We start from the raw sequence: 19,469 nt of genomic DNA, 5'->3' as shown, positions 1-19,469 counted from the left end.
CCGGCCGGGGTGTCACCCAGCCCGGCTACGCAGGCTCGCCCCACGCCGACCAGTTGAACGCCGAGCCGCTCGCGAACTCCAGCGGCACCACACCCGGGTTGACCAGCTTCCCGGTCGTCGGATGCGTCGCGTACAGGACCAGTTCGCTGCCCGCGAGGTCCAGGTCCAGCGGCGCCCACGCCGCACCGCCGACCGGCCGGTGCTGACCGCGGCCATGCCACGTCCCCAGGTTCCCGGGCGCGCGCATCGACAGGCCGACCGGCAGACTGACCTTGATCGCACCCGAGCCCATCGACACGCCGGTGCCGCCCACGATGCTGCCCTGGAGGTACAGCAGCCCGTCGAGCGCGAGCTTGTACAGCCCCTTGGGCACCGAGTCGCCGAACGTGTCGAACCCGGTCACCGTCGGGTTGTACTCCACGAACCCGCCCTGATCGGACCAGATCGGCTCGCGCACCAGGTTGCTGTAGTTCTGGGTGCTGGCCACGCCGGGACAGGTGGCGTAGGCGATGCCGATCTCCCACGTCACCCCAGCCTCTTGCGTCAGCGCGGGCAGCGTCGGGGACGCGCCGGGTGTGCCGCGCTTGATCTGCGCCGTCACGCTGTTCGCCGCGGCCGACCAGCGCAGCACCAGCCGATCCAACCGCGGGTTGCTGTTCGAGTTGGTGACGGCCTCGGTCTTCGTGAGCGCCGAGCTCTCCACCGAGTAGCGGGTGCCGCGCACGATCGCCTCGAACCCCACAGGCACCACGAACGACAAGCCGCTGCTGAGGGTGACGTTCGGCGTGCCCGGCCTGAGCCCGTCGGCGGCGAACATGGACGCCATACGGAACCACGCCAGCTCATCAACCGCAGACCCGTCGAACGGGTAGGAGACCTCAGCCACGCCGTGCAGCGTCGCCGCAGGGTGTCACCCCACGGCAGGCCACAACGGCGGCGGATCCGACACCACACCACCCAGATCGCGCACCTGCTCGGCCACCGTCCGGTCCCACCGCGAGTGCCGCCGCAACAGCATCTCGTGCTGCTCCTCCGCGGCGTCCCGCTCCCGGTCCTTCCGCTTCAACTCCTTGACGTCCTCGGTCAGGCCGGCCAGCATCTCCTGATACTGCCGGATCACGTCACCCGACGCGCCCACCAGCACACCCGTGGTGTCCGCGCCCGTCTTCTTCGCGTCCGCGCGCGCCTTCACCAGCAGCGCCGCAGTCCCGAGCGGGCCGCCCGCGCCGGCCACCAGGGTCGTCCACTGCAACCACTCCGGCATGCTCATGCCACGTCACCCGCCCGCAGATCGTGTCTGATCCGCAGCACCCGCCACAAGGCTCCTCCGGCCAGGAAGAACAAGATCATGGCGAACGTGAACCCGCTCGCGCCGTGCTGACCCAACGCCCACGACCCGTACACCGCCCCGCACAACACCAACCCCACCAGCCCCGCCCGTTCCACCTTCACACCGGTGAGGGTGCGCGTAGCGGCACCGGCCAGCGACACCAGCGCCCCGGCCACGATGGACACCAACAGCAGATGCCCCCACGGCACGGGGAACCCCCGGATCGTCGAGTTCTGCGACAGCCGGTCGAACATCGCCAAGGCGCCGCCGCTGGCCACCGCCAGCCCGGACAGCATCATCACCTCGAACGGCTCCCAGCCTGACCTGATCAACTTCATCTGTCCTCGTCTCCCCGACGATGGAACAGCCCGCCACAGTGGGCGGGCCGTCTAGTCCTGCTCGTCGCGGGGGTCACCCGGCGGATCACCAGGGTCGTCGTCGAGGACCGTGGAGTCCTGCCCACCGCTGCCGGGCGCGGCCTGCACCACGCGGAACCCGGACGCCCGGATCGCGGCCGCGAGCGTTGAGCCCTCGTTGGCCCACAGCTTGTGGGTGTCCGGCGCGTCCGGCCACGGTCCGAGCCACGGCATCAGCAGTCCTCCACGATCTCAGCATAGGGTGGTGTCCCCGGTGGGTGGCCCACCTTCCCCGCAGACGGCGCGACCCGCACGCACCGGGGACACCGGTCTACTCGGCGAGCTTCGCGTCGATCCGGGCCGTCAGCTCGGCGACCGTGCCCGACGTGTCCAGCCCCAACTCCGCGGCCTGCTCCTGAAGAGCCTCCTTCGGGGTGAGCGGCTTCGACGGCGGGTCCGAGGCCTCGACCTCGACCAGCGCACCGGCCTCGACCTGCTTCGCGATCTCGGCGGGCAGCGGCAGGTCCATCGTCCAGACCCTGCCGCCCTCGCCGCGGTAGCGCTTCTGCTCGGCCACGGTCACACCGCCTTCGGCAGCTTGAACGCGGTGATCGTGCCGGTGTGGCCGCTGGCGTAGTCGATGTGCATCGACCCGTCGGCCTGCATGAACCGGCCCGACTCCTGCGGCGGCACGATGAACACACCGGTCGTCGCCGGGACGGTGAACGTCAGGTCACCCAGCCCGGACGCCAACGCGGGCGGGTAGGCACCGGCCTTGATCGTGACGACCTTGTCCGCGCCCGCGGTGTTCGTGACCCGCAGCAGGGTGCGTTCGAACTCGCAGTGCGCGATGACGTGGCCGTTCGTCACGTCGACCGCCGTGCCCGCGGGCTGAGCGATCGGCGTGCCGGTCAGGTTCGTGGTGGACAGCGCGGTACGCGCCATGGTTCCGGTCTCCTATCAGCTCGGGCGGGTGACCTCGACGCCCGCGACCAGGTCGGGACGCATCAGCTTGGCGCCGTAGACGTCCAAGCCCTTGACGGCGTCGGCGAAGCCCTTCTCGGGCCGGAACGCCTCGGACTCGGTGATCTGGTGCGCCATGGACAGCGCGTCCGCGATACCGGCCTGGACGAAGTTGGTGCTGCCGGTCGGGGCCGGGCAATTGTTCGTCTCCAGCAGCGTGAACCCCGCGGCGCGGCCGACCTCGCCGTTCAGCAGGACGCTGGACGAGCCGTACTCGCTGACCCGCGTGAAGTTCGGGTTCTTCTGGAGCAGGCCGGTGTACCAGGCCGGGATGGTCGCGTAGCGACCTTCCTTCGGGATGTCGTTCTCGGTCATCAGGACACCGAGGTCGACCAGGTTCCAGTACGCCTGCTTGCCCCACGCCTCCTCGTCGGTGCCCGAGGTCGACCAGTCGGGCAGCACCTGGCCGGACGGGATGCCGGTGTAGAAGGAGGCGAGGTAGGCGTCGATGGTGGACGCCATGCGGAACCCGGCGCGCTTCATCGACTTGGTCATGAGGTCGCCGCGGGCCTGCCGCTTGTCGACGTCGTCGATCTCGAAGCTGTAGTACTTGGCCTGGTCGATCTTCAGCTTCCGGGCTGCGGTGTTGATGCGCTCGGGCTCGACCTCGGTGACGTACGGGACGTAGTCGTTGATCGAGACCTCGCCGACGGTGTTCACCGTCACGGTGTCGCCGAACTCCGAGATGACGCCCTCGTAGTCCCGGTTGCAGACCAGGGGCTGGCCGTAGACCAGGTTGGTCTCCAGCGGGTCGATCAACGCCGCGACCCACAGTTCGGGGATGTACGTTGCCACGGACACGGGGTGGTTCTCCTCTCCGCGTGGCTGCTTCCTGTCGTGCCCGCGGAGTTCGGGCGGTTACCTCCGTGTCCCGGTGGAGTAGTCCGGGTTGCCTCCGAGTCGTGTCGATCGTGGCCGGGGTGTGTCACCGGCCCGATCGTCAGCCGACGATGCGGCCCTCGCGCTGCGCCTCCAGCAGCTCGGCGCTGCGTGCCCGCAGTTCGCTCTGCGGCATCGCGGCGAGCTGGGCGCGCGTGAACGTCGGCTTCCCGTTGGGCGCCTGCCGGTCGCCGCCGGACGCGGCCGGCAGGGCGCTGCCCTTCCACTCCGGGTACTTGGCGGCTTCGGTCTCCAGCGCGGTGCGCAGCGCGGCCTTGGCGTTGGGGTCGGTGAGGTCGACGTCCTTGAGCACGCCGGACGCGTTCGCGAGGGCGACGAACGTCTCGACCCGCTCCGGTTTGATGCCGGCAGCGAGCGCGATGGACTCGGCGGTCGCGGACAGCGCGAGGCTGTAGGCGGCCTTGGTCTTGCCCTGCTCGGCTTCGAGCGCCTTGGCGGGGTCGACGGGGGCGGACGGGTCGACGATGCCGAGCGCCTCGGCGAACTTCTTGTTCTGGGCGATCCGGTCGGCGGCCAAGCGCTCCTGCACGATGCGGTTGACGTCCTCGACGCCGAACGTCTTGGGCGCGTCGGCGGCGGTCGCGGCGGGCTCACCGGCGGGCGCAACGGCCATGTCCCGGTTGCCCTGCGGCTGCGCGTTGGGCGGCGGGCCGGGCACGGGCGGCGTGGTGGCGGGCGCGGCCGGCTGGCCGTCGGCGGGGCCGGTGGTGGGCGGGGTGGCGCTCTGCGGCGCTGCGGGGGTCGTCACGCCCCGCAGCCTCCGCAGCGCGTGTCACCTACCGGCCGTCCGGACCGGTGACGTCCACGCACATCGGCACCATGCCACCGTAGAACGACACCCACACGTGCCCGCCGGCGGCGAGCTTCTCCAGGTCGCCCGGCTCCAGCGCGCACCGCACGTTGAACCGCGGGGCGGTCTCGCCGTTGACCGTCACCTCGTCGATGACGACTTCGAGCGGAGCGATGTCCGGGTTGAGCAGGTCACCGTCAGGGGCGGCGAGCACGATGCGTCGCGCGCCCTTCCAGACCGCCTCGGCGGGGATCGAGGTCGGCCGCATCAGTCGATGACGCCGACGGTCGCGCCGGTCGCCGAGCTGAAGTTCACGTGGACCCGACCGTCGGCCTGCCGGTACTCGGGTCCGAACGGACCGATGATCTCCCCGACCGCCGTGGTCGCGGCGACGGCCACCACCCGGTCCGTGACGGCCTGCCCGTCGACGAGCGTGGGGATGTCGATGGTGACGTTGGTGGCGGTGCCAGTGGTCTTGACGATCAGCCGTGCGGTCTCGGTCCACACGAAGTACATGCCGTCGGGGCTGGCCGTGGCGTCCACGGCGGTCATGGTGGGTTCGACGCCGGCGCGAGTCGTGTCGGTCGCGGCGATGAGGGTGCGTGCCATGACCGGGAGCGTCCGCGCCCGCTGTCACCTCAGACCCTCGGCGGCCACACGAAGTGGCGCTCACCCTCACCGAGGGACACCGAGGTCGCCCAGAACAGGTCGTTGCCGTCGAGGAACACCTGGCCGTTGACTGCGCTGGTCGGCTGGTCGCCCCACACGCGGACGATGATCATCGGGTACACGTCGCCCGCGCTCACCTGGTTGCCGGTGTGGATCTGCGCGCCCAGTTCCTGACTAGCCAGGGTGACGCCGGCGGCGTTCAGGTTCCCGGCGTCCTTGCGGCGCTTGTTGATCGCAGCGGCGTCCTGCTCGGACAGGGTGTAGTGGACGATGCGGCCCACGCTGGGCTTCTGCTCGGTCATTCCGTGACCGTGCCCGCGCGCTGTCACGCGAGCTCCACACCCCGGATCGTCGCGAACCGCTCCGGCTCCGGCGGCCCCTCCGGCTTCCGCGCGCGCGCCTGCTTCGGGCGCGACGCCAACGCGCGCGCCTCCTCCACCGACATGCCGCCGCCCACCGGCCGTTCCCGCTCGCGGCGCCGGTTCTGCCCCGTCGCGTCCGCATGCGCCGCGATCTGCGCGCGCTTCGCCCGGATCTTCTGCCGCACCGACCGCAACGCCTGCGTCTCGCCCAGCTCCTTCAGCGCCGACTCGGCCCGCTTCAGCTGGCGCACCTCGCGCTCCAGACGCCGCAGCTTCTGTGCCGCGGCGTAGCCCTCTGGGTTCTCCTTCGGCTCGGGCACCTGCGTGAAGCCCGGCGTGAACGGGTCGGCGCGGTGCGTGCAGTTCGGGTGCCACAGGCCCGCCACACGCGCCTCCGTCACCGTCCCGTGCACGCGGTGCCCGTCCACCTCCGCGCCCTCCGGTGTCGCGCCGGACACGCTGAGCAACTTGCCTTCGAACGGGGCGCACAGCTGACACTCGCGCGGGCTGTCGCTGATCACCACCAGGTCGCGGCCGCGCGCCACCATCCCGTCCAGCTGACCCTCCACCGCGGCCTGCTGCGCCGCCGTCCGGCCCGCCATGCGCACGTAGGCGTCGAGGTGCCAGCGGCGCCCGGCCGCGTCGGTGAACCGCTCGCGGCCCTCGACGAGCAGGTGGTCGACGGCCATCGCGACCGCCTCGCGCCGGACCATCGTGCCCGTGGCCATCAGCGTCTCGGAGTCCTGGATAGCCCGCTGGTACACGTCCTGGTGCGCCCGGATCACCGGCAGCCACGAACCGCGGATCTGGGCGACGAACCTGCTCACGAGCGACACGACGCGGCCGACGTTCGTCTCGATCGCCACCTCGCCCAGCTGTGCCGCGACCGTGCCGCCGATCCCGTACGCCTCCTCCAGCGCCGCCGACGCTTGGCCTTGGAGGTCGGCGCCCGCGGCCTGCACGATTCTGGCGAGGTCGGAGCGCACCAGCAGCACCTCGGCCGACTTCCGCTCAGCCCAACCTGGCTCCTCGATCCCGCGCGCCAGCCGTCGGGCGACCGTGGCCAGCATCCGCTCGGACGCCACCTCCCACACGTCGGTCAGCGCCTTGATCGACCGGTAAGCCTGCTCCGGGTTGACGCCGAGGACCACCGGCTACACCTCGTCGTCGGGCGGCTCGGTGCCGGGTAGCGGCTCGGTGCCGTCCAGCGCGGGCGCGGTCATCGCCTTGCGTTCGGCCTCGCGGGCGTCGGCCAGCCGGTTGACCTCGTCGACCACCTGCTCCGGGGACCACTCCGGGTGCGCCATCGCGACCGCCACCTCGTCGGACATCGCCAGCGCACGCCGGTACAGCTCGACGATCTCGGCGACTTCCTTCGGGTCGGCCTGGTCACCCTCCCGCCACTCCAGCACCGGCCGCTGCGGCGGCTCGGGATAGGTGGCCTCGTCGAGCATGTGGTTGATGATCGCCAGCGTCTCGCAGAACCGCTCCAACGGTGATCGCGCGTAGCGGCGCTTGCGGTCGCGGGTCCGGTACGAGCGCTGCTCCCTGCGTCGCATCGCCGTGCCGGACAGTTGCCCGTCGACGTTGATGCCGAACGTCTGCGGGCTGTAGCCGGCGCGGCTGATCACGTCCTCCAGCGCCGCGGCCACCGACCCCGCGTGCTCCGCGAGCCGGATCGCGAACTGGACCTGCGTGAACGGCATGGGCTTGCCGTTGGTGTCCTCGCCGGGGATGTCCATCCACTGGAACACGTCGGCATCCACGTCGAACGCGCGCGCCGGCGTGGCATTCCGTCCCCTGAGGAACCCGCGGATGCCGCCGCCGCTACCGCTGGTGCCCTGAGACACGGGGTCCATGGCCTCTTTGGACGCGAGGATCCTCGCCTTGCCGAGGTCGATGTCCCGCCACCACGACGCCCACGCCCGGTCCAGCGCGTCCAGCCGTGTCTCGTGGCCCTGGAAGTCCGAGCGGGCCAGCGGCATGCCCTTGGCGATCGGATTCGGCTCGCCGTTGGGCCAGTGCTCGACGAGGATGCCTTCCGGTCGGATCGGCGTGGTGTCGATGACGCTCGGGAACCGCTTCGTGGTCGGGTGGTCTTCGAGGCTGAGCAGGCGGCCGACGCTGGTCTCATTGCCCAACCAGAGTTCGTGCCGGATCTGGCCGGGCTCGTGGTGCTCGATCCACCGCCACACCTCGCCGCGTTCCTGCTGCGCCCAGCCGTCCGGCGCGGGCAGTTCCTGCACGAACGCGCACCGCCACAGCACGCCGAAGATGAACTCGGGCAGGCACTCGTCGATCGGCACCACCGTCGGCAGCGCGTGCGGAGCGAGCGTGATGTCCCATGCGGGCCGCAGCACCACGCCGCCCAGCGCGGCCGCGGCACCGGCGCCTTCGAGGAACGTGTTCGCCAACCCGACGGTCTGGGCGTAGGTGTCCCAGGCGTCCTGCATAGGGGTCTCGTTGGGCGCCTCCGGGTCACCGCGGTCCTCACCCCAGTCGAGGGCGGGCGTGTCGCCGGCGACGAGATCGGCCGACGTGCGGGCGATGTCGAGGGCGAGCCCGGAGTGCATCGCCGCGGCCTCGGGGTGGTTCTTCCGCTTGTCCCAGTAGCCGCCGGGTACGAGCACGGGCAGGTGGGTGGCGATCTCGTTGGTGTCGGCGGACCACAGGGCCCGGTGCGCCTGCCAGTGTCTACGCAGCCGGTCGTGACCGGGCGGGGGCCAGGCGGAGTCCTTCGTGATCAGCACACGCGCGAGCCTGTGCCCACGGTGTCACGCGGCCCGTGCGGTCGCGGCGGCGAGGTGCGGTAGCCACAGCCGCCACACGGTGCGCGCGGACATCACGGCGTAGCGCAGGGCGTCTGGCCCGTGGTCGTTGACCTTCAACGGCTGCTCCGGCTCGCCGCGCTCCAACACCTTGTCGTCCCACGCGTAGGAGCACAGCTCGTCCCACAGCTGCGGGCAGCGTGTCTTGTCGACGTACAGCCGCTCGCCGCCGAACAGCGACGAGCAGGCCTGGATGCCGAACTCGACCCTGTTGTCGGCACCTCGCACGCCCTGCCATCCGTCGGAGCGCAGCTGCACCCGCAGGGGCGCGGCGGACGGGTCGAGCACGGTGATCGGCGCGAGGCCGGTGTCGGCCAACAGCGCTTCCGCCCACGTGGCCATGCGCGCGGACTGCTCCGGCGCGGTCAGCTGACCCTGCTCGCGGCCGTTGTGCTGCCACTCGTCCACGACGTACAGGGCGTCGCGGCCGGTGTCGTCGGTGGCGAGCACCATCAGCACGGCGTGGCTGGGGTTGCTGGTGCCGTAGTCGATGCCGATCCACGCGAACTGCCACCGGTCCGGCGGGGGTGCCGGTCGGCAGTGCACGGGCTCGTCGAGCATGCCGTAGATCGCGCCCTCGGCGGCAACCCAGCGGCCTTCGATGTTGCGCTCGTACCACAGGCCGTGGTTCTCGGCCTCCAGTGATCGCAGGTACTCGGCGTCGAGGCTCGGGTTGTCCGGTAGCCGGAAGTGGAACCGCACCATGTTCGGCCGGTCCTCGTGCCCCTCGGGCAACTCCAGCTTCTTGATGAAGTCCTTCATCAGGAAGTGGGTAGGCGCGTCGGGGTTGGTGGTAGCGAACAGCTTCGCGCCCGGCACGCTGAGCCGGTTGAGCAGCTGCCGCCACACAACCTCCGGGATCACGGTGGCCTCGTCCACGTACGCCCCGTACAACGTCCACCCGCGGATCGTCGCCTCGGCCTTGACGTCGTGGGCACCGACGATGTGGACGGTTCGCCCGTAGATTTTGCAGGTGGGCGCGCCCTGGGTGAACGTGATGGCGCCGGGGTCGAGGTCGGCGATGGGGCCGAGGATGTTGCGGGCGATGGAGTCCTTGGTGCGGCCCATGATGACAAGGTCGCCGCGGGCGGGCGCGTCGCGGACGAACTTGAGCCACCGGATCAGCGAGCCGACGGTCTTGCCGGAGCGGACCGCGCCGTCCCAGAGGTTGATGCGGCAGGTGGCGCGGATGATGCTGCGCTTCTGCTTGGGGCTGAGGCGGGCGCGGATGCTCACGCGGGCTCGCTGGCGGGCGGCGGCTCCTCGTCACCGGTGACGTCGGGGTCGTTCTCCAGCGCGCGGTAGAAGTCGTCGATCAGGCCGACGCTGGCCTCGGTGCGCGAGGTGTCGTTGTCGAGCTTCGCGAGGTCGACTGCGCCGCGGGTCAGCGCGGTTATGGCGGCCGCCATGGCCCGGTAGTCGCCAGGGCCCGGCGGCAGGACGGTGTGTTCAACGGTCTCTTGGTACTCGCCGACCTTGACGACGTTGAGGTGGGTGACCAGGTCGTCCATGCGGTCGACCAGGTCGGACGCCTTGTCGACCAGGTCTTCCTGCAACAGCGCACGTTGGCCGCGGACGTAGGTGAGGCGGGACTCGGTGGCCTGGGCGGTCTGTGCCGATCCGGCGGCCCATGCGTCGCCGAGTCCGGCGTCGTCGGCGAGCCTGCCGACGGAGGATTTGCTGATGCCGTGGCGTCGGGCGATGGCGCGGACGCTGCCCTCGCGCGTGCCTGCGAGCGTGCGAACGTCGTCGAGTACGGCGTCGCGGACGTCGTCGGGGATGCGGGGCTGCTCGGGCACGTGCGGGAGCGTGCGCCCCCGCTGTCACCCGGTGTTGGTCACCAGACCTCGGGCGGCTGCCACTCGTCGCGGTAGCCGTCGGCGTGCCGGTAGGCGGAGCCGAGGAGGCGGAACAGGGCGTCCAAGGTGGCCCGCTGGCCGCGGGGAAGGTCGGGTGCGCTGAGCTCGGCGACGAGTTCGTTGAACATGCCGTCGTGCGCGTCCCAGAGCGCCCAGAACCCGTCGGGGTCGATCTCCCTCTCGCCGGTGGGGTCGTCGCCTTCGGCTTCCACCAGCTTGCGGTGCACGTCGGCGTGGTGGTCGAGCTGGGCACGCAGCCACGTCGCCAGGTCATCCATGCCGGTCACCAGCGGACCTCGACGACGACGCGCTCAAGGCCAGCGTGGGCCGTCTGGAAGTAGCCGTCCTCGGGCGGCATGTCCACGAACCTGTGTGCCACGTCGAGGGCGACGCTGGACGGGGCGTGCTTGCGCACGATAGCGGCCAACTTCTCCAGCGCGTGGGCGACCTTCTCGACCTCGTCAGGGGTAGTCGGGCGGAAGTTCTTGCCGATCTCGTCCATGCTGCTCATCCTCTCAGGCTGCGGCGGCGAGCGCCGAGGGTTCGGGTTCGGCGTGCTTGGGTGCGGGCAGGTCGAGCGGCAGCAGGTACTGGCCGGGGCACAGCCGCACCCTGCCGACCCTCACCGGTGCGACCAGCACGAGCAGCGGCGACAGCCACAGGCCGCGGGACTTGAGCGCGCGGCGGGCGTTGGCGCGGCGCTCGGCCTCGTACAGGGCGTGCGCGTCCTTGCACGGCCGGCAGTCGCAGTTCCACTTCACCCGGCGGGCGTTGGTGCCGTGCGGCGGCGGATCGCCGGGCAGCGGGAACCCGAACTCCTGGGCGATGGCCTTCCTGTCGGCGCGGTCCAGCCCACCCCAGATCCCCCACGGTTCGCCCCGCTCCAGCGCGCCGGTCGCACAGTCGAGCCGGACCGGGCACGCCGCACAGATCACCTTGGCGGCGAGCGCGGCGGGCGTGCCGGGCTTGGCCTCGAACCAGGCGTTGAACGCCCGCTGTACGACCTTGCCGTCCGCGATGATCTCGGGCCGGTCGAGCTCGGGGAACAGGCGGCAGGCCGCGCCGTCGTTGTGCCAGTCCGGCACCGCCCACGGCACGCGCGGCAGCTCGACGGCGGCGGTCACAAGCCCTCCTCTGCGGGGGTGTCGGGGCAGCGGGTGGCGTCGGGGTTGGCGGCGGCCCACGTGAGCAGGTCGTCACCGTCCTCCGGCACGTCCATCTCGGGGGCGGTGTCGACGGCGAGGGCGACCATCCACGCCAGGCCCGCCACTCCGAGACCGAACAACGCGGCCAGCGCACCACCGAGCATGCGGATCACCTCTCCACTTCCACGGTGAGCCACAGCCGCCGCGGTCCGGGGCCGGGGTGGATGAGCGGAGCGAGCTTGGTCATGTGCTCCGGCGTGTCGTCCGGCACGAGTTCGAGGCCGACCCAGTCCCGGCGGGGGCCGCGGGCGAGCGCGTCGCAGGCGGCCTTGAACGTCGGGTACAGGTTGTCGGCGTCGCGCCGGCGGTTGTCGCCCGGCGCGTAGTGGAGTTGGACGGTGAGGTGCTTGGCCACGGGGATGCGGGCGGCACGCGCCTTGGCGCACACGAAGCCGCGCACGAGGCGCACCCGGCGGGCCTCGACCATGCGGTGCAGCCGGTCGTTCGCGGTCAGCGGCGGCACGAAGCCGGTCTTGCCGGGCACCATCGGCACCTCAAGTTCGAACACGTCAGCCACGGCGCACCTCGGGCAGGCTGGAGCGGTGACGGCCCGAGCCGAGGCAGTGCGCGCCCTTCCTGCCGGACTTGGTGCGGTGGTCGACGCGGCGCCCGGTCTGCTGCTCCACCCGGATCGCGCGCCGGCCGCAGAACGGGCACCGGCCGGTCTCGAACGCGCCGGCCATCACGCGGCCCGCCCAGCGATGAGCCCGTGCCGGATGGCGAGGGCGATGGCGTGCGGGGCGTCGTTGGCGCCGAGCAGCCGGTAGGCCTCACCTCTGCGGGCGTAGACGGTGCCGCGGGAGATCTGGAGCTTGCGGGCGATCTGGGCCGCCGTCATGCCCTCGGCCATGAGCGCGAGCACGACGGCTTGCGCGTCGGTGATGTCGGGCCGGTCGGGCACGTCGCGCGGCTGCTGGAGTGCGTCGGCCACGGTCAGGAGCGGTTCGACGTCGGCCGGGACGCCGTGCTCGTCGAGCTTGGGCTGGAGCAGTCCGGCGAGCGCGTTCCCTGCCGGGCCGGGCAGGAGGTTGCGGACGTTGAGGCGGGCGACGGTGAGCCGGTCGATGACCCGCTGCGGCTGGGTGGATGTCACGGCCGGTCTCCCTTCGGGACGGTCGGGGGTTGGGTTTGGCACGGCGGCACGCGCGGGTCGACGTGTTCGGTGCGGCCGGTGCGCGGGTCGTGGCGGTGGCCGGGGTGGCCGCAGCGTCCGCAGGCGACGCCACCGAGCGGGATGGGCTGGGTCGGGCGCATGTCACGCCTCCCGGGTGCGGCTGGCCCAGCCGCCGAGGTCGTCGCCGTAGTCGTCGTCCGGGCCGTCGACCCACCGGATCTGGGCGTCGAAGTCGGCGAGCGCGTCCGGGGGTGCGGTGTCCACGCGTGCGGCCGCCTCGCCCGCGAGCCGGCGCTCTTCCGCCTCGTAGTCGGCGACGTCGCTCTCGTGGATGTAGTCCCGGTTGGTGACGCCGAAGCCGGGCGCGGGCACAAGCGGGTCGTCGGTCGGCTCCGCCGGGGCCTGCGGCGCGGCGGGCTCACGCCACCAGCGCTCCGCCTTGCCCTCCTGCGGCTCGCCGAACGCGTCCACCGCGTCGGCCCACAGTTCCTTCTGCTCGGTCGTCATCTGCTTGGTGAGGTAGCGCCAGTCCACGTACAGCCAGATCGCGCCGAGCAGGTGGCGGTAGGGCGCGGTCGGGTCCGCTGCTGCGGGTGCCGGGCCCGTGGTGGGAGTGGCCCCGAGGTCGGCCAGCAGCGCGCGAGCAGCGGCACGCCACGTCGCGCGCTGGTTGTCGGTCAAGCCGTTCTCGAACGCGTCCTGCCACGCTGCGGCGTCGCCGGGGCCGTCCACGATGTTGCCGCCCATCGCGCGCAACAGCCACACGGCGAGCCTGTCCACCGCCGCCGCGTCGTCGGGGATGGGGCGGGCACCGGAGACACGGGCCAGCTCGGCGGTCAGGTCGTGGGCCGTCTGGATCGCCGCTCTGGCTGTCGACTCGACCATGGCGAGGTCGGCGGTGTCCGGCAGGTCGAGGTGCTCGCGGATCTCGTCGAGCACGCGCTGACGGGCGTCCCGCTCGTCGCGGGCTCGGTGGAGGTCGGCGCGCAACCCCGCCACCTGCTCGCGTGCCCGGATCGCCTCGCCGTGCGGGCTGGACTCGACCTGCTCACGGGTGATGCCCAACGGCTCCACCACGATGGCCAACGCGCCGAGCAGCAACTCCCGCACCCGACGTTCCTGTCCGATGTCGCTGGCCACCTGGTCGAGCAGGTTCTCCGTCGATGCGGGCGGCACGCGGCGGGACATGTACGGCACCAGCGCGAGCAGTCGCTCGTGCAAGTCCAGCGGCGGTGCTTCGGTGTCGGGGGCGGGACTGGCACCGGCGGCGGTCAAGCGGTCGACCTCGCGGCAGAGCTTGTCCCGCTCGCGGTGGGCGGTGTCGAGTTCGGCGAGCAACTCCGCCAGCAGCGGCAGCGCGGTGTCGGGGGCGGGCGACACGGGCTCGGGGGTGGCCATCAGCAGTCCTCCCAGATCGCGACCGGGAAGTAGCCCGGCTTGGTGCGGTTGACGTCGGACGGGAAGCCCTGGGGGACCGACCAGTCGAGACCCCAGACGCCGGGCTCCATCCACGAGCACCACTGGCAGCCGCCGGTGCGGACACCGCCGTGGTCCGGGCAGGTCCACAGGACGCGGGCCCAGGTGAAGTCGAGGTCGTCGTAGTCGGCGGCGAAGGTGGCGTCCTGCCACAGCTTCTCGGCCAGCACGGGCGCGAAGGTCCCGACCTGCTCGCGGGTGGGGTGACCGAGGATGACGATGTACTGGCCGTCGTCGCCGATGGTCACGTACCGCAGGCCGTGCAACTCGGAGGAGGACTCGACGACAGCGGTCGGATACTGCTCGCCGCTGCCCGTGGGGTCCGGGGTGAAGGTGGTCACCGGGACACCTCGGGGGCGTCGTGGATGATCTCCAGCTCGGCACACGTGCAGCCGTCGGCCGGGCTCCAAGACGGGCACAGCGTGATCGTGCTCGCGCGGTGACCGCACGGCTGGTTCGTCAGCGGCGGGCTGGTGACGTGGGTGACCTGCCCGTTGCAGTTGGTGCAGGCGATCCACGGGTTGGCGAACACGTCGTCACCGGCGGGAATGCGCTCGATCTTGGCCGGAGTGCCGGAGGCCACCGGCGAAGCCGGCCCGGAAGTCTTGTCGGTCATGGGTGTCTCCTCAGGCCACGGCGGCGGCAGACAGGTGGTGGTGGACGATCAGGCGCCCGATGTGCTCTCCGACGGCGGGGACGACGGAGTTTCCGCCCATGCCAACCAGCCGGGCGGCAGACCCATCAAGCTCTCGACCATCCCGATCGGCGGTCTCCACCGACCGGTCGACGCGATCACGCCAAGCACGCGCCGTTTCGTCGACTCCCGGTACCGGTCCTGCTCCTTCGCCCCCAAGCCCCAGCCGTGGCGCCCCATCGAGAACGTTGGCGTAGGCCACCAGGAACAGGCGCTCACGTGTGTGTGGGGCACCAAAGGAGCACGCGGAGAGCACACTCCACTCCGCATCGAACCCGAGCTGGGCCAGGTCGCCGAGGATCCATCCGAAGGCATCGGCGTCTCGAACAAGCCCGACGACGTTCTCCACGACGACGTAGCGGGGTCGTAGCGCGCGGACCACTCGTTCCATCGCGGGCCACATCCAGCGTGGATCGCTGACACCCCGTTGCCGTCCGGCGCGGCTGAACGGCTGGCAGGGCGGTCCTCCGGCGACGAGGTCCACGCGAGGTCGAGACTTGCTTGTCCACCACTCGACGGCGGTGTGGACGTCGTCATGCTTGGGTGCCTCCGGCCAGTGGTGGGCGAGTACTCGGCGGGCGTGCGGGTCGATCTCGACCTGACCGACGGTGCGCATGCCAGCGCGCTCCAGACCCAGTTCGAGGCCGCCCACGCCGGAGAACAGGGACAGGACGTTCAGCGGCGGGTTGGGGTGTGGTGTGCCGCCTCCGGGCAGCGGCGGGTAGGCGGGTGCCGTCATCGCGCGCTGACCTGTCGTTCGTGGACGGTCCAGCCGACTTCGCCGCGGGGACTGGTGATTTCGACCCAGCCGTCGTCGTGGTGCTGGACGACGACGGCGTCGATGTCGCCCGACTTGGTGCCGACCACGACCTCGTCGCCGTGCTGGTACCGGTCGGGTTCGGGTTCGTCGGGGGTGATGCCGAGCGCCAGCCCTCTCACGAGCGCGGTCACGCCTGGACCTCGGTCCACTGCTTCTCGACCTCGACGAGCCGGTAGTGGCGGGTGGTGGTGTCGCCGTAGTCCTCGCGGAGTTCGACGTGCAGCACCTGCTCGTCGGCGTCCCAGATGACTTGCCGGCGGTCGCCGTCGGGGGCGATGTCGCTCTGGTCGAACCCGTTAAGGGCGTTGATGCGGTCAGCCACGGTCGTTCTCCTCGCGGGTGGCGAGGGCGCGCAGGTCGTCGATGGTGAGGTCGCGTTCCTGGCCGTGGACGAGGCCGAGTGCGTCGGACGCGTCGAACGAGCCCCACACCTCGATGTCGCGGCCGTCGAGGGTGCCGTACACGCCGATCTTCACGTCGTTGGCGACGCCCTCGGCGACCTCGGAGCTGTACCGCAGGGCGCTGATGTGGGCGTCGGGGATGGTGTCGGCCCACTCGGTGAGGCGTTGGGCGTCGGCGCGGAGGCCGCCGTGGCCGCCGGCGATCTGCCACACGCTGCCCTCGTAAGCGTTCGCGTTGACGGTGGCGAGGTGCGGGTGGGCGCGGAGGTGGGCGACGAGGACGGCCAGGTTGGCGGCCAGGCGCAGGGCGGGGGGCTGGTTCACGGCTGCACGACCTTCACGGCGCTGGTGTTCACGGCGGTCTGGATGGGGCCGGGCCGGGTGTCGCGCGGCTGCCATGCGGTGAGGGCGACGATCAGCCCGATGGCGACGATCACGGCGATGACGAGCCGGGCGGCCTGGTGGACGCGCTCGTCGGGGCGCATGTCGGCGAGCCAGCTGGACAGGTCGTCGAGCTTCTCGAAGATCGGCAGGAGGATCCAGGCGAGGAGGTCGAGCGCGGCCGCCCAGTGCGGGTGGTGGGCGGGCTTGGTGTGGCGGTGCGGCATCACGCGTTCACCTGCGCGGTGGTCAGGTGGCGGTGGATGTCGCGGCCGGCGGCGGTGAGGAGGAACTGGTCGCCGCTGCGGTACGCGACGCCGAGGTTGGTCAGGCGGGTCAGGTCGCGGTAGCTGGTGAGGCCGCTGATCTCCGGGAGGCGCATCCAGCGGCCGTCGCCGGGGATGTCGGGCGTGGCCTGCTGGATGAGGGCCTGCTGGTGGCCGGTCAGGGTGTCGCCCAGCGCAGGGCGCGCGGGGTCGGTGTCGGCGGTCCGGCAGGCGGGGCAGATGAGGCCGCCGGTGGCCGCGTCGAAGGCGAGGGTGGTGGCGGGCCAGAAGGTGCGGCAGGTGTCGCAGAACTCGACGATGCCGGTGGGGTGGTCGGCCACGTAGCCCTCGACGCCGGCGGTCTTGGTGGTGAGGGGCACGCAGGGGCCTGCGCACGGGGCGCTGATCTCGGTGCCGCTGGTCAGGCGGCTGGTGGTGGTGTGCATGTCGTCTCCCTGGTGTCACCGGTGATGCGGTGTGCACACACGCTATCAACAGGCGTGCGCACACGCAACAATCTAGGGTGACGAAAGGGTCTCTGCGGCGACCACGACGTTCTCCAGCTCGGCCAACGCGTGCCCGCGCGTGCCCGCTGCGGCCACCTGGGCGGCGTTGATCCGGGCGTCGTGCGCCGGCGACTTGGTCAGCCGCTCGCCCGTCGACGGCACCACGCACGGCGAGCCCTCACCGGCGCCGCAGTGCGGGCACGGCCGCGACAGGAACTCGCGCCGGACTGCGGTTTCGCCCTGGGCGATCTCCATCGCGTAATCGGGGTCGTCACCGCGCCGGATCGCCCGCGCGCCCTGCCACGCGGCGAGCACCCTGTCCACGCCGTCGCGGTGCCGCTGCGGGTCCAGCTCGGCGCGCGGCGTCTTCCGCTCGGTCGCCCGGTTCAGGCCGGTGCGCTCCCGCTCCGTCGGCGGCCGGCGCGCGTTCCACCACTGCACCACGTCCGCCGGCGCGATCGTCTCCCGCTTCTGCGCGAACCGGTCCGAGCGGTAGTAGTCCTTCACCGCCTGCTCGATCACCTCCGCCGGCACGTCGCGCAGCATGTCCACCCACGTCGCCCGGATGAACCCGTCCGGGTCCGACCGCGGCATCCTCGGGTCGATCCCTGCAGCCACCGCCAGGCCCCGGCCGACCGCCACGGCGTGCAGCTCCTCGACGCTCAACTCGTGCTCGATCACGCGGAACGACCTCCTTCGATCACCCGGAACTCGCCGGGCGGCAACTGCGGCTGCTGGCTGGGCTGCTGACGCCCGATGTGGGCGAGGTACGGGTCACGCGGGTCGAGGAACCCGAGCGCCTTCGACGCCCGATCCGAGCCGCTCGCGGGCGGCTGCACGCGCGACCCCGGGACGTCCTGACTGGTCAGGGCTGCTCTGGCTGCTCGTGCGGCGTCGTCGTAGCAGTTGGCGATGAAGCCTGGGGTGCGTCCGCGGCGTCCCCAGTCGTCGAGGGCGGCCCGGAGGGTGTCTAGGTTGGCGCGGTCGCCGAGGTCGTCGAGGAGCCGGTCGAGTTGGACGTTGAGGGCGGCTCGGACTGCGGGGCGGAGGGGGTCTGGGAGTTGCTGTTCCCAGCGGGTGACGAGCGCGTAGGCCTCGGGGTGTCGGACGGCGGTGGCGTTGAGCTCGGCGAGGCGGTCTCGTGTGCGTGCGCCTGCGCTCGTGCGTGAAGCGCCGCAAGGCGCTTGGGTTTGTAGTTCTTTAGTAGTTGGTTTAACTACGTGTGCAGCTGTCGCACTAGCCTGTGCAGCTCCTGCACTAGCCCCTACGCGTGTCCCGGGTGCAGCTCCTGCACTAGGTGGTGCAGCTGTCGCACTAGCCCTGGGTGCAGGAGCTGCACTAGCTTTCGGGGCCGCCGGGTGCGCCTGCTGCACTAGCTTGGCGGCGTTCTTGGGGAGTGCGAGCCGGTACTGGTTGCGGGTGTGGTCGGCGCGCTGCTGGGCGACCGGTGCGCGCTTGACGCGGAGCCAGCCAGCGGTTTCGACCGCGGCCAGGTGGTCGATGACGGTGCGCCGCGATAGGCCGGTGTCCTGGGCGAGTTGGGTGTGGCTGGGCGAGAACTCCGCAGGGATGACGCCGGTGTCGGCGTCGGCGCGGATGGCGAGGACGTGGAGCAGGTGCCGGGACGGGGCGGGCAGGGTGGACGCGGTGACGGCGCGTTCGAAGTCCCAGCGGTTGGTGTTCACGGTGGTGCGGCCTCCGGTCGGTGGGGCGGTTGGTCAGGCCGCGGTGGTGTCGTGGTGCTGGGTGGTGCGGCGCCGTGCGGCGAGGAGGTTGCGGCGTTGGCGGGCGGTCATGCCGCCCCACACGCCGTACTCCCCTTCGCGGTCGAGGGCGTCTTCGAGGCAGGTGGGTTGGACGGGGCAGGTGGCGCAGACGCGTCGGGCGGCGGGTGCGCTGTCGCCTGCCTGGTCGGGGTAGAACGCGTCGGGGTCGGTCTGGTTGCAGAGGCCGTCGGCGTGCCAGTCGGGCGGCGGGGTGATGTTCATGCGGCCTGCTTGGCGCGCTTGGTGCGGGCGCGGGAGGCGCGGACCCATGCGTCGGCGTCGCGGGGCTCGGCCTGGAGGTGGTCGCGGATGTCGTCCTGGGTCCAGCCGCGGCGGAGGAGTTCGTCGACGGCTTCGTCGATCTCGGCGCGGTTGAGGGCGTGGGCGGGCAGGTGGCCGGCGAGGGTCATTTCGACGGCGAGGGGGTTGGCGGCCGCTGTGTCGCCGGTGGTGCGGCCGACGAGCTGGCCGGTCCAGGCGAGGAGTTCGCTGGGTCGTTTGTCGGGGTCGACCATGGCGGCGAGCATGATCGGGATGGCGGCTTGGGGGTCGATTTGGTGGGGTGCGGGGAGGGCGCGGCAGGCGATGAGGGCGCCGGTGATGTCGTCGGGGCCTTCGTCGTGGACGGCGCCGACGAGGCGTGCGACGAGTGGTGCGAGGGCGTCCAGGTAGTCCTCGACGGTGGCGGGCATGGTGGGCTCCTGTGTGGACGGGTGCGGGCCG

35 protein-coding genes are annotated in these 19,469 nt (G+C 71.6%); all 35 read right to left on the bottom strand.

Annotation, left to right across the window (positions count from 1 at the left end; genetic code table 11):
• Positions 1-25 precede the first annotated feature (25 nt).
• A complete protein-coding gene (locus ACYVLT_RS05135) occupies positions 26-886 on the bottom strand; it encodes a hypothetical protein (RefSeq protein WP_461118927.1) in 861 nt (286 codons plus the stop codon).
• A gap of 24 nt (positions 887-910) precedes the next feature.
• Positions 911-1,270 carry a hypothetical protein gene (locus tag ACYVLT_RS05130; protein ID WP_461118926.1) on the bottom strand — a complete coding sequence of 120 codons (360 nt, stop codon included), beginning with the start codon at positions 1,268-1,270 and terminating at the stop codon, positions 911-913.
• Complete coding sequence (locus tag ACYVLT_RS05125; RefSeq protein WP_461118925.1) at positions 1,267-1,668, bottom strand: hypothetical protein; 402 nt, start codon at positions 1,666-1,668, stop codon at positions 1,267-1,269. Before ACYVLT_RS05125 ends, ACYVLT_RS05130 begins: the two co-directional genes overlap by 4 nt.
• Before the next feature lie 51 nt (positions 1,669-1,719).
• Positions 1,720-1,920 (bottom strand): hypothetical protein, encoded by a 201-nt coding sequence (locus tag ACYVLT_RS05120; protein ID WP_461118924.1) that lies wholly within the window; start codon positions 1,918-1,920, stop codon positions 1,720-1,722.
• A gap of 97 nt (positions 1,921-2,017) precedes the next feature.
• A complete protein-coding gene (locus ACYVLT_RS05115) occupies positions 2,018-2,263 on the bottom strand; it encodes a hypothetical protein (RefSeq protein WP_461118923.1) in 246 nt (81 codons plus the stop codon).
• A gap of 2 nt (positions 2,264-2,265) precedes the next feature.
• Positions 2,266-2,631 (bottom strand): hypothetical protein, encoded by a 366-nt coding sequence (locus ACYVLT_RS05110; RefSeq protein WP_461118922.1) that lies wholly within the window; start codon positions 2,629-2,631, stop codon positions 2,266-2,268.
• 15 nt (positions 2,632-2,646) lie between these two features.
• On the bottom strand, positions 2,647-3,510 hold the full coding sequence (locus ACYVLT_RS05105; RefSeq protein ID WP_461118921.1) for a phage major capsid protein: 864 nt from the start codon (positions 3,508-3,510) through the stop codon (positions 2,647-2,649).
• Positions 3,511-3,649: 139 nt separating this feature from the next.
• Entirely contained in the window at positions 3,650-4,357 is a 708-nt protein-coding gene (locus tag ACYVLT_RS05100; protein ID WP_461118920.1) for a hypothetical protein, read from the bottom strand.
• Positions 4,358-4,385: 28 nt separating this feature from the next.
• The gene (locus ACYVLT_RS05095; RefSeq protein WP_461118919.1) at positions 4,386-4,667 is read right to left on the bottom strand and encodes a hypothetical protein; all 282 of its coding nucleotides are present in this window, start codon (positions 4,665-4,667) and stop codon (positions 4,386-4,388) included.
• On the bottom strand, positions 4,667-5,008 hold the full coding sequence (locus tag ACYVLT_RS05090; protein ID WP_461118918.1) for a hypothetical protein: 342 nt from the start codon (positions 5,006-5,008) through the stop codon (positions 4,667-4,669). Before ACYVLT_RS05090 ends, ACYVLT_RS05095 begins: the two co-directional genes overlap by 1 nt.
• Positions 5,009-5,037: 29 nt before the next feature.
• Entirely contained in the window at positions 5,038-5,370 is a 333-nt protein-coding gene (locus ACYVLT_RS05085) for a hypothetical protein (RefSeq protein WP_461118917.1), read from the bottom strand.
• 23 nt (positions 5,371-5,393) lie between these two features.
• Entirely contained in the window at positions 5,394-6,581 is a 1,188-nt protein-coding gene (locus tag ACYVLT_RS05080; protein ID WP_461118916.1) for a phage minor capsid protein, read from the bottom strand.
• A 3-nt stretch (positions 6,582-6,584) separates the two neighbouring features.
• On the bottom strand, positions 6,585-8,180 hold the full coding sequence (locus ACYVLT_RS05075) for a hypothetical protein (RefSeq protein WP_461118915.1): 1,596 nt from the start codon (positions 8,178-8,180) through the stop codon (positions 6,585-6,587).
• A 24-nt stretch (positions 8,181-8,204) separates the two neighbouring features.
• Positions 8,205-9,494 (bottom strand): PBSX family phage terminase large subunit, encoded by a 1,290-nt coding sequence (locus tag ACYVLT_RS05070; RefSeq protein ID WP_461118914.1) that lies wholly within the window; start codon positions 9,492-9,494, stop codon positions 8,205-8,207.
• Positions 9,491-10,057 (bottom strand): hypothetical protein, encoded by a 567-nt coding sequence (locus ACYVLT_RS05065; protein WP_461118913.1) that lies wholly within the window; start codon positions 10,055-10,057, stop codon positions 9,491-9,493. Before ACYVLT_RS05065 ends, ACYVLT_RS05070 begins: the two co-directional genes overlap by 4 nt.
• A 38-nt stretch (positions 10,058-10,095) precedes the next feature.
• Positions 10,096-10,404, bottom strand: coding sequence for a hypothetical protein (locus ACYVLT_RS05060; RefSeq protein ID WP_461118912.1), 309 nt, complete (start codon positions 10,402-10,404; stop codon positions 10,096-10,098).
• Positions 10,401-10,628 (bottom strand): hypothetical protein, encoded by a 228-nt coding sequence (locus ACYVLT_RS05055; protein ID WP_461118911.1) that lies wholly within the window; start codon positions 10,626-10,628, stop codon positions 10,401-10,403. Before ACYVLT_RS05055 ends, ACYVLT_RS05060 begins: the two co-directional genes overlap by 4 nt.
• Before the next feature lie 4 nt (positions 10,629-10,632).
• Entirely contained in the window at positions 10,633-11,241 is a 609-nt protein-coding gene (locus ACYVLT_RS05050; protein WP_461118910.1) for a WhiB family transcriptional regulator, read from the bottom strand.
• Complete coding sequence (locus tag ACYVLT_RS05045) at positions 11,238-11,426, bottom strand: hypothetical protein (protein ID WP_461118909.1); 189 nt, start codon at positions 11,424-11,426, stop codon at positions 11,238-11,240. Before ACYVLT_RS05045 ends, ACYVLT_RS05050 begins: the two co-directional genes overlap by 4 nt.
• Positions 11,427-11,431: 5 nt before the next feature.
• Positions 11,432-11,839, bottom strand: coding sequence for a RusA family crossover junction endodeoxyribonuclease (locus ACYVLT_RS05040; RefSeq protein WP_461118908.1), 408 nt, complete (start codon positions 11,837-11,839; stop codon positions 11,432-11,434).
• A complete protein-coding gene (locus ACYVLT_RS05035; protein ID WP_461118907.1) occupies positions 11,832-12,005 on the bottom strand; it encodes a hypothetical protein in 174 nt (57 codons plus the stop codon). Before ACYVLT_RS05035 ends, ACYVLT_RS05040 begins: the two co-directional genes overlap by 8 nt.
• The gene (locus ACYVLT_RS05030) at positions 12,005-12,415 is read right to left on the bottom strand and encodes a helix-turn-helix transcriptional regulator (protein ID WP_461118906.1); all 411 of its coding nucleotides are present in this window, start codon (positions 12,413-12,415) and stop codon (positions 12,005-12,007) included. Before ACYVLT_RS05030 ends, ACYVLT_RS05035 begins: the two co-directional genes overlap by 1 nt.
• Positions 12,416-12,577: 162 nt before the next feature.
• The gene (locus ACYVLT_RS05025) at positions 12,578-13,834 is read right to left on the bottom strand and encodes a hypothetical protein (RefSeq protein WP_461118905.1); all 1,257 of its coding nucleotides are present in this window, start codon (positions 13,832-13,834) and stop codon (positions 12,578-12,580) included.
• Positions 13,834-14,253 (bottom strand): hypothetical protein, encoded by a 420-nt coding sequence (locus ACYVLT_RS05020; protein WP_461118904.1) that lies wholly within the window; start codon positions 14,251-14,253, stop codon positions 13,834-13,836. Before ACYVLT_RS05020 ends, ACYVLT_RS05025 begins: the two co-directional genes overlap by 1 nt.
• On the bottom strand, positions 14,250-14,528 hold the full coding sequence (locus ACYVLT_RS05015) for a hypothetical protein (RefSeq protein ID WP_461118903.1): 279 nt from the start codon (positions 14,526-14,528) through the stop codon (positions 14,250-14,252). Before ACYVLT_RS05015 ends, ACYVLT_RS05020 begins: the two co-directional genes overlap by 4 nt.
• A 10-nt stretch (positions 14,529-14,538) precedes the next feature.
• On the bottom strand, positions 14,539-15,345 hold the full coding sequence (locus ACYVLT_RS05010) for a DNA cytosine methyltransferase (RefSeq protein ID WP_461118902.1): 807 nt from the start codon (positions 15,343-15,345) through the stop codon (positions 14,539-14,541).
• Positions 15,342-15,557, bottom strand: a complete 216-nt coding sequence (locus tag ACYVLT_RS05005; protein ID WP_461118901.1) for a hypothetical protein — start codon at positions 15,555-15,557, stop codon at positions 15,342-15,344. Before ACYVLT_RS05005 ends, ACYVLT_RS05010 begins: the two co-directional genes overlap by 4 nt.
• On the bottom strand, positions 15,554-15,748 hold the full coding sequence (locus ACYVLT_RS05000) for a hypothetical protein (protein WP_461118900.1): 195 nt from the start codon (positions 15,746-15,748) through the stop codon (positions 15,554-15,556). The genes ACYVLT_RS05005 and ACYVLT_RS05000 overlap by 4 nt, the downstream gene beginning before the upstream one ends.
• Positions 15,741-16,151 carry a hypothetical protein gene (locus tag ACYVLT_RS04995; protein WP_461118899.1) on the bottom strand — a complete coding sequence of 137 codons (411 nt, stop codon included), beginning with the start codon at positions 16,149-16,151 and terminating at the stop codon, positions 15,741-15,743. The genes ACYVLT_RS05000 and ACYVLT_RS04995 overlap by 8 nt, the downstream gene beginning before the upstream one ends.
• The gene (locus ACYVLT_RS04990) at positions 16,148-16,438 is read right to left on the bottom strand and encodes a hypothetical protein (protein WP_461118898.1); all 291 of its coding nucleotides are present in this window, start codon (positions 16,436-16,438) and stop codon (positions 16,148-16,150) included. Before ACYVLT_RS04990 ends, ACYVLT_RS04995 begins: the two co-directional genes overlap by 4 nt.
• The gene (locus tag ACYVLT_RS04985) at positions 16,435-16,920 is read right to left on the bottom strand and encodes a hypothetical protein (protein ID WP_461118897.1); all 486 of its coding nucleotides are present in this window, start codon (positions 16,918-16,920) and stop codon (positions 16,435-16,437) included. Before ACYVLT_RS04985 ends, ACYVLT_RS04990 begins: the two co-directional genes overlap by 4 nt.
• Positions 16,921-16,992: 72 nt before the next feature.
• Entirely contained in the window at positions 16,993-17,661 is a 669-nt protein-coding gene (locus ACYVLT_RS04980) for a zinc finger domain-containing protein (protein WP_461118896.1), read from the bottom strand.
• Complete coding sequence (locus tag ACYVLT_RS04975) at positions 17,658-17,819, bottom strand: hypothetical protein (RefSeq protein WP_461118895.1); 162 nt, start codon at positions 17,817-17,819, stop codon at positions 17,658-17,660. Before ACYVLT_RS04975 ends, ACYVLT_RS04980 begins: the two co-directional genes overlap by 4 nt.
• 879 nt (positions 17,820-18,698) lie before the next feature.
• Complete coding sequence (locus ACYVLT_RS04970) at positions 18,699-18,968, bottom strand: WhiB family transcriptional regulator (RefSeq protein WP_461118894.1); 270 nt, start codon at positions 18,966-18,968, stop codon at positions 18,699-18,701.
• Complete coding sequence (locus ACYVLT_RS04965; protein ID WP_461118893.1) at positions 18,965-19,438, bottom strand: hypothetical protein; 474 nt, start codon at positions 19,436-19,438, stop codon at positions 18,965-18,967. Before ACYVLT_RS04965 ends, ACYVLT_RS04970 begins: the two co-directional genes overlap by 4 nt.
• Positions 19,439-19,469 lie beyond the last annotated feature (31 nt).

The sequence above is a fragment of the Saccharothrix stipae genome (assembly GCF_054781895.1).
Note: the sequence above shows the minus strand (reverse complement) of the source record. Positions and strands in the feature narration are given on the sequence as shown.

Excerpts from the sequence above, each read along its gene's own strand:
- ACYVLT_RS05010 (WP_461118902.1), bottom strand. The coding sequence starts at position 15,345 with ATGACGGCACCCGCCTACCCGCCGCTGCCCGGAGGCGGCACACCACAC.
- ACYVLT_RS05130 (WP_461118926.1), bottom strand. The coding sequence starts at position 1,270 with ATGAGCATGCCGGAGTGGTTGCAGTGGACGACCCTGGTGGCCGGCGCG.
- ACYVLT_RS04970 (WP_461118894.1), bottom strand. The coding sequence starts at position 18,968 with ATGAACATCACCCCGCCGCCCGACTGGCACGCCGACGGCCTCTGCAAC.
- ACYVLT_RS05025 (WP_461118905.1), bottom strand. The coding sequence starts at position 13,834 with ATGGCCACCCCCGAGCCCGTGTCGCCCGCCCCCGACACCGCGCTGCCG.
- ACYVLT_RS05045 (WP_461118909.1), bottom strand. The coding sequence starts at position 11,426 with ATGCTCGGTGGTGCGCTGGCCGCGTTGTTCGGTCTCGGAGTGGCGGGC.
- ACYVLT_RS04985 (WP_461118897.1), bottom strand. The coding sequence starts at position 16,920 with ATGCACACCACCACCAGCCGCCTGACCAGCGGCACCGAGATCAGCGCC.
- ACYVLT_RS05085 (WP_461118917.1), bottom strand. The coding sequence starts at position 5,370 with ATGACCGAGCAGAAGCCCAGCGTGGGCCGCATCGTCCACTACACCCTG.
- ACYVLT_RS05090 (WP_461118918.1), bottom strand. The coding sequence starts at position 5,008 with ATGGCACGCACCCTCATCGCCGCGACCGACACGACTCGCGCCGGCGTC.
- ACYVLT_RS04965 (WP_461118893.1), bottom strand. The coding sequence starts at position 19,438 with ATGCCCGCCACCGTCGAGGACTACCTGGACGCCCTCGCACCACTCGTC.
- ACYVLT_RS05120 (WP_461118924.1), bottom strand. The coding sequence starts at position 1,920 with ATGCCGTGGCTCGGACCGTGGCCGGACGCGCCGGACACCCACAAGCTG.
- ACYVLT_RS05035 (WP_461118907.1), bottom strand. The coding sequence starts at position 12,005 with ATGGCCGGCGCGTTCGAGACCGGCCGGTGCCCGTTCTGCGGCCGGCGC.
- ACYVLT_RS05095 (WP_461118919.1), bottom strand. The coding sequence starts at position 4,667 with ATGCGGCCGACCTCGATCCCCGCCGAGGCGGTCTGGAAGGGCGCGCGA.
- ACYVLT_RS05055 (WP_461118911.1), bottom strand. The coding sequence starts at position 10,628 with ATGAGCAGCATGGACGAGATCGGCAAGAACTTCCGCCCGACTACCCCT.
- ACYVLT_RS05125 (WP_461118925.1), bottom strand. The coding sequence starts at position 1,668 with ATGAAGTTGATCAGGTCAGGCTGGGAGCCGTTCGAGGTGATGATGCTG.
- ACYVLT_RS05110 (WP_461118922.1), bottom strand. The coding sequence starts at position 2,631 with ATGGCGCGTACCGCGCTGTCCACCACGAACCTGACCGGCACGCCGATC.
- ACYVLT_RS05015 (WP_461118903.1), bottom strand. The coding sequence starts at position 14,528 with ATGACCGACAAGACTTCCGGGCCGGCTTCGCCGGTGGCCTCCGGCACT.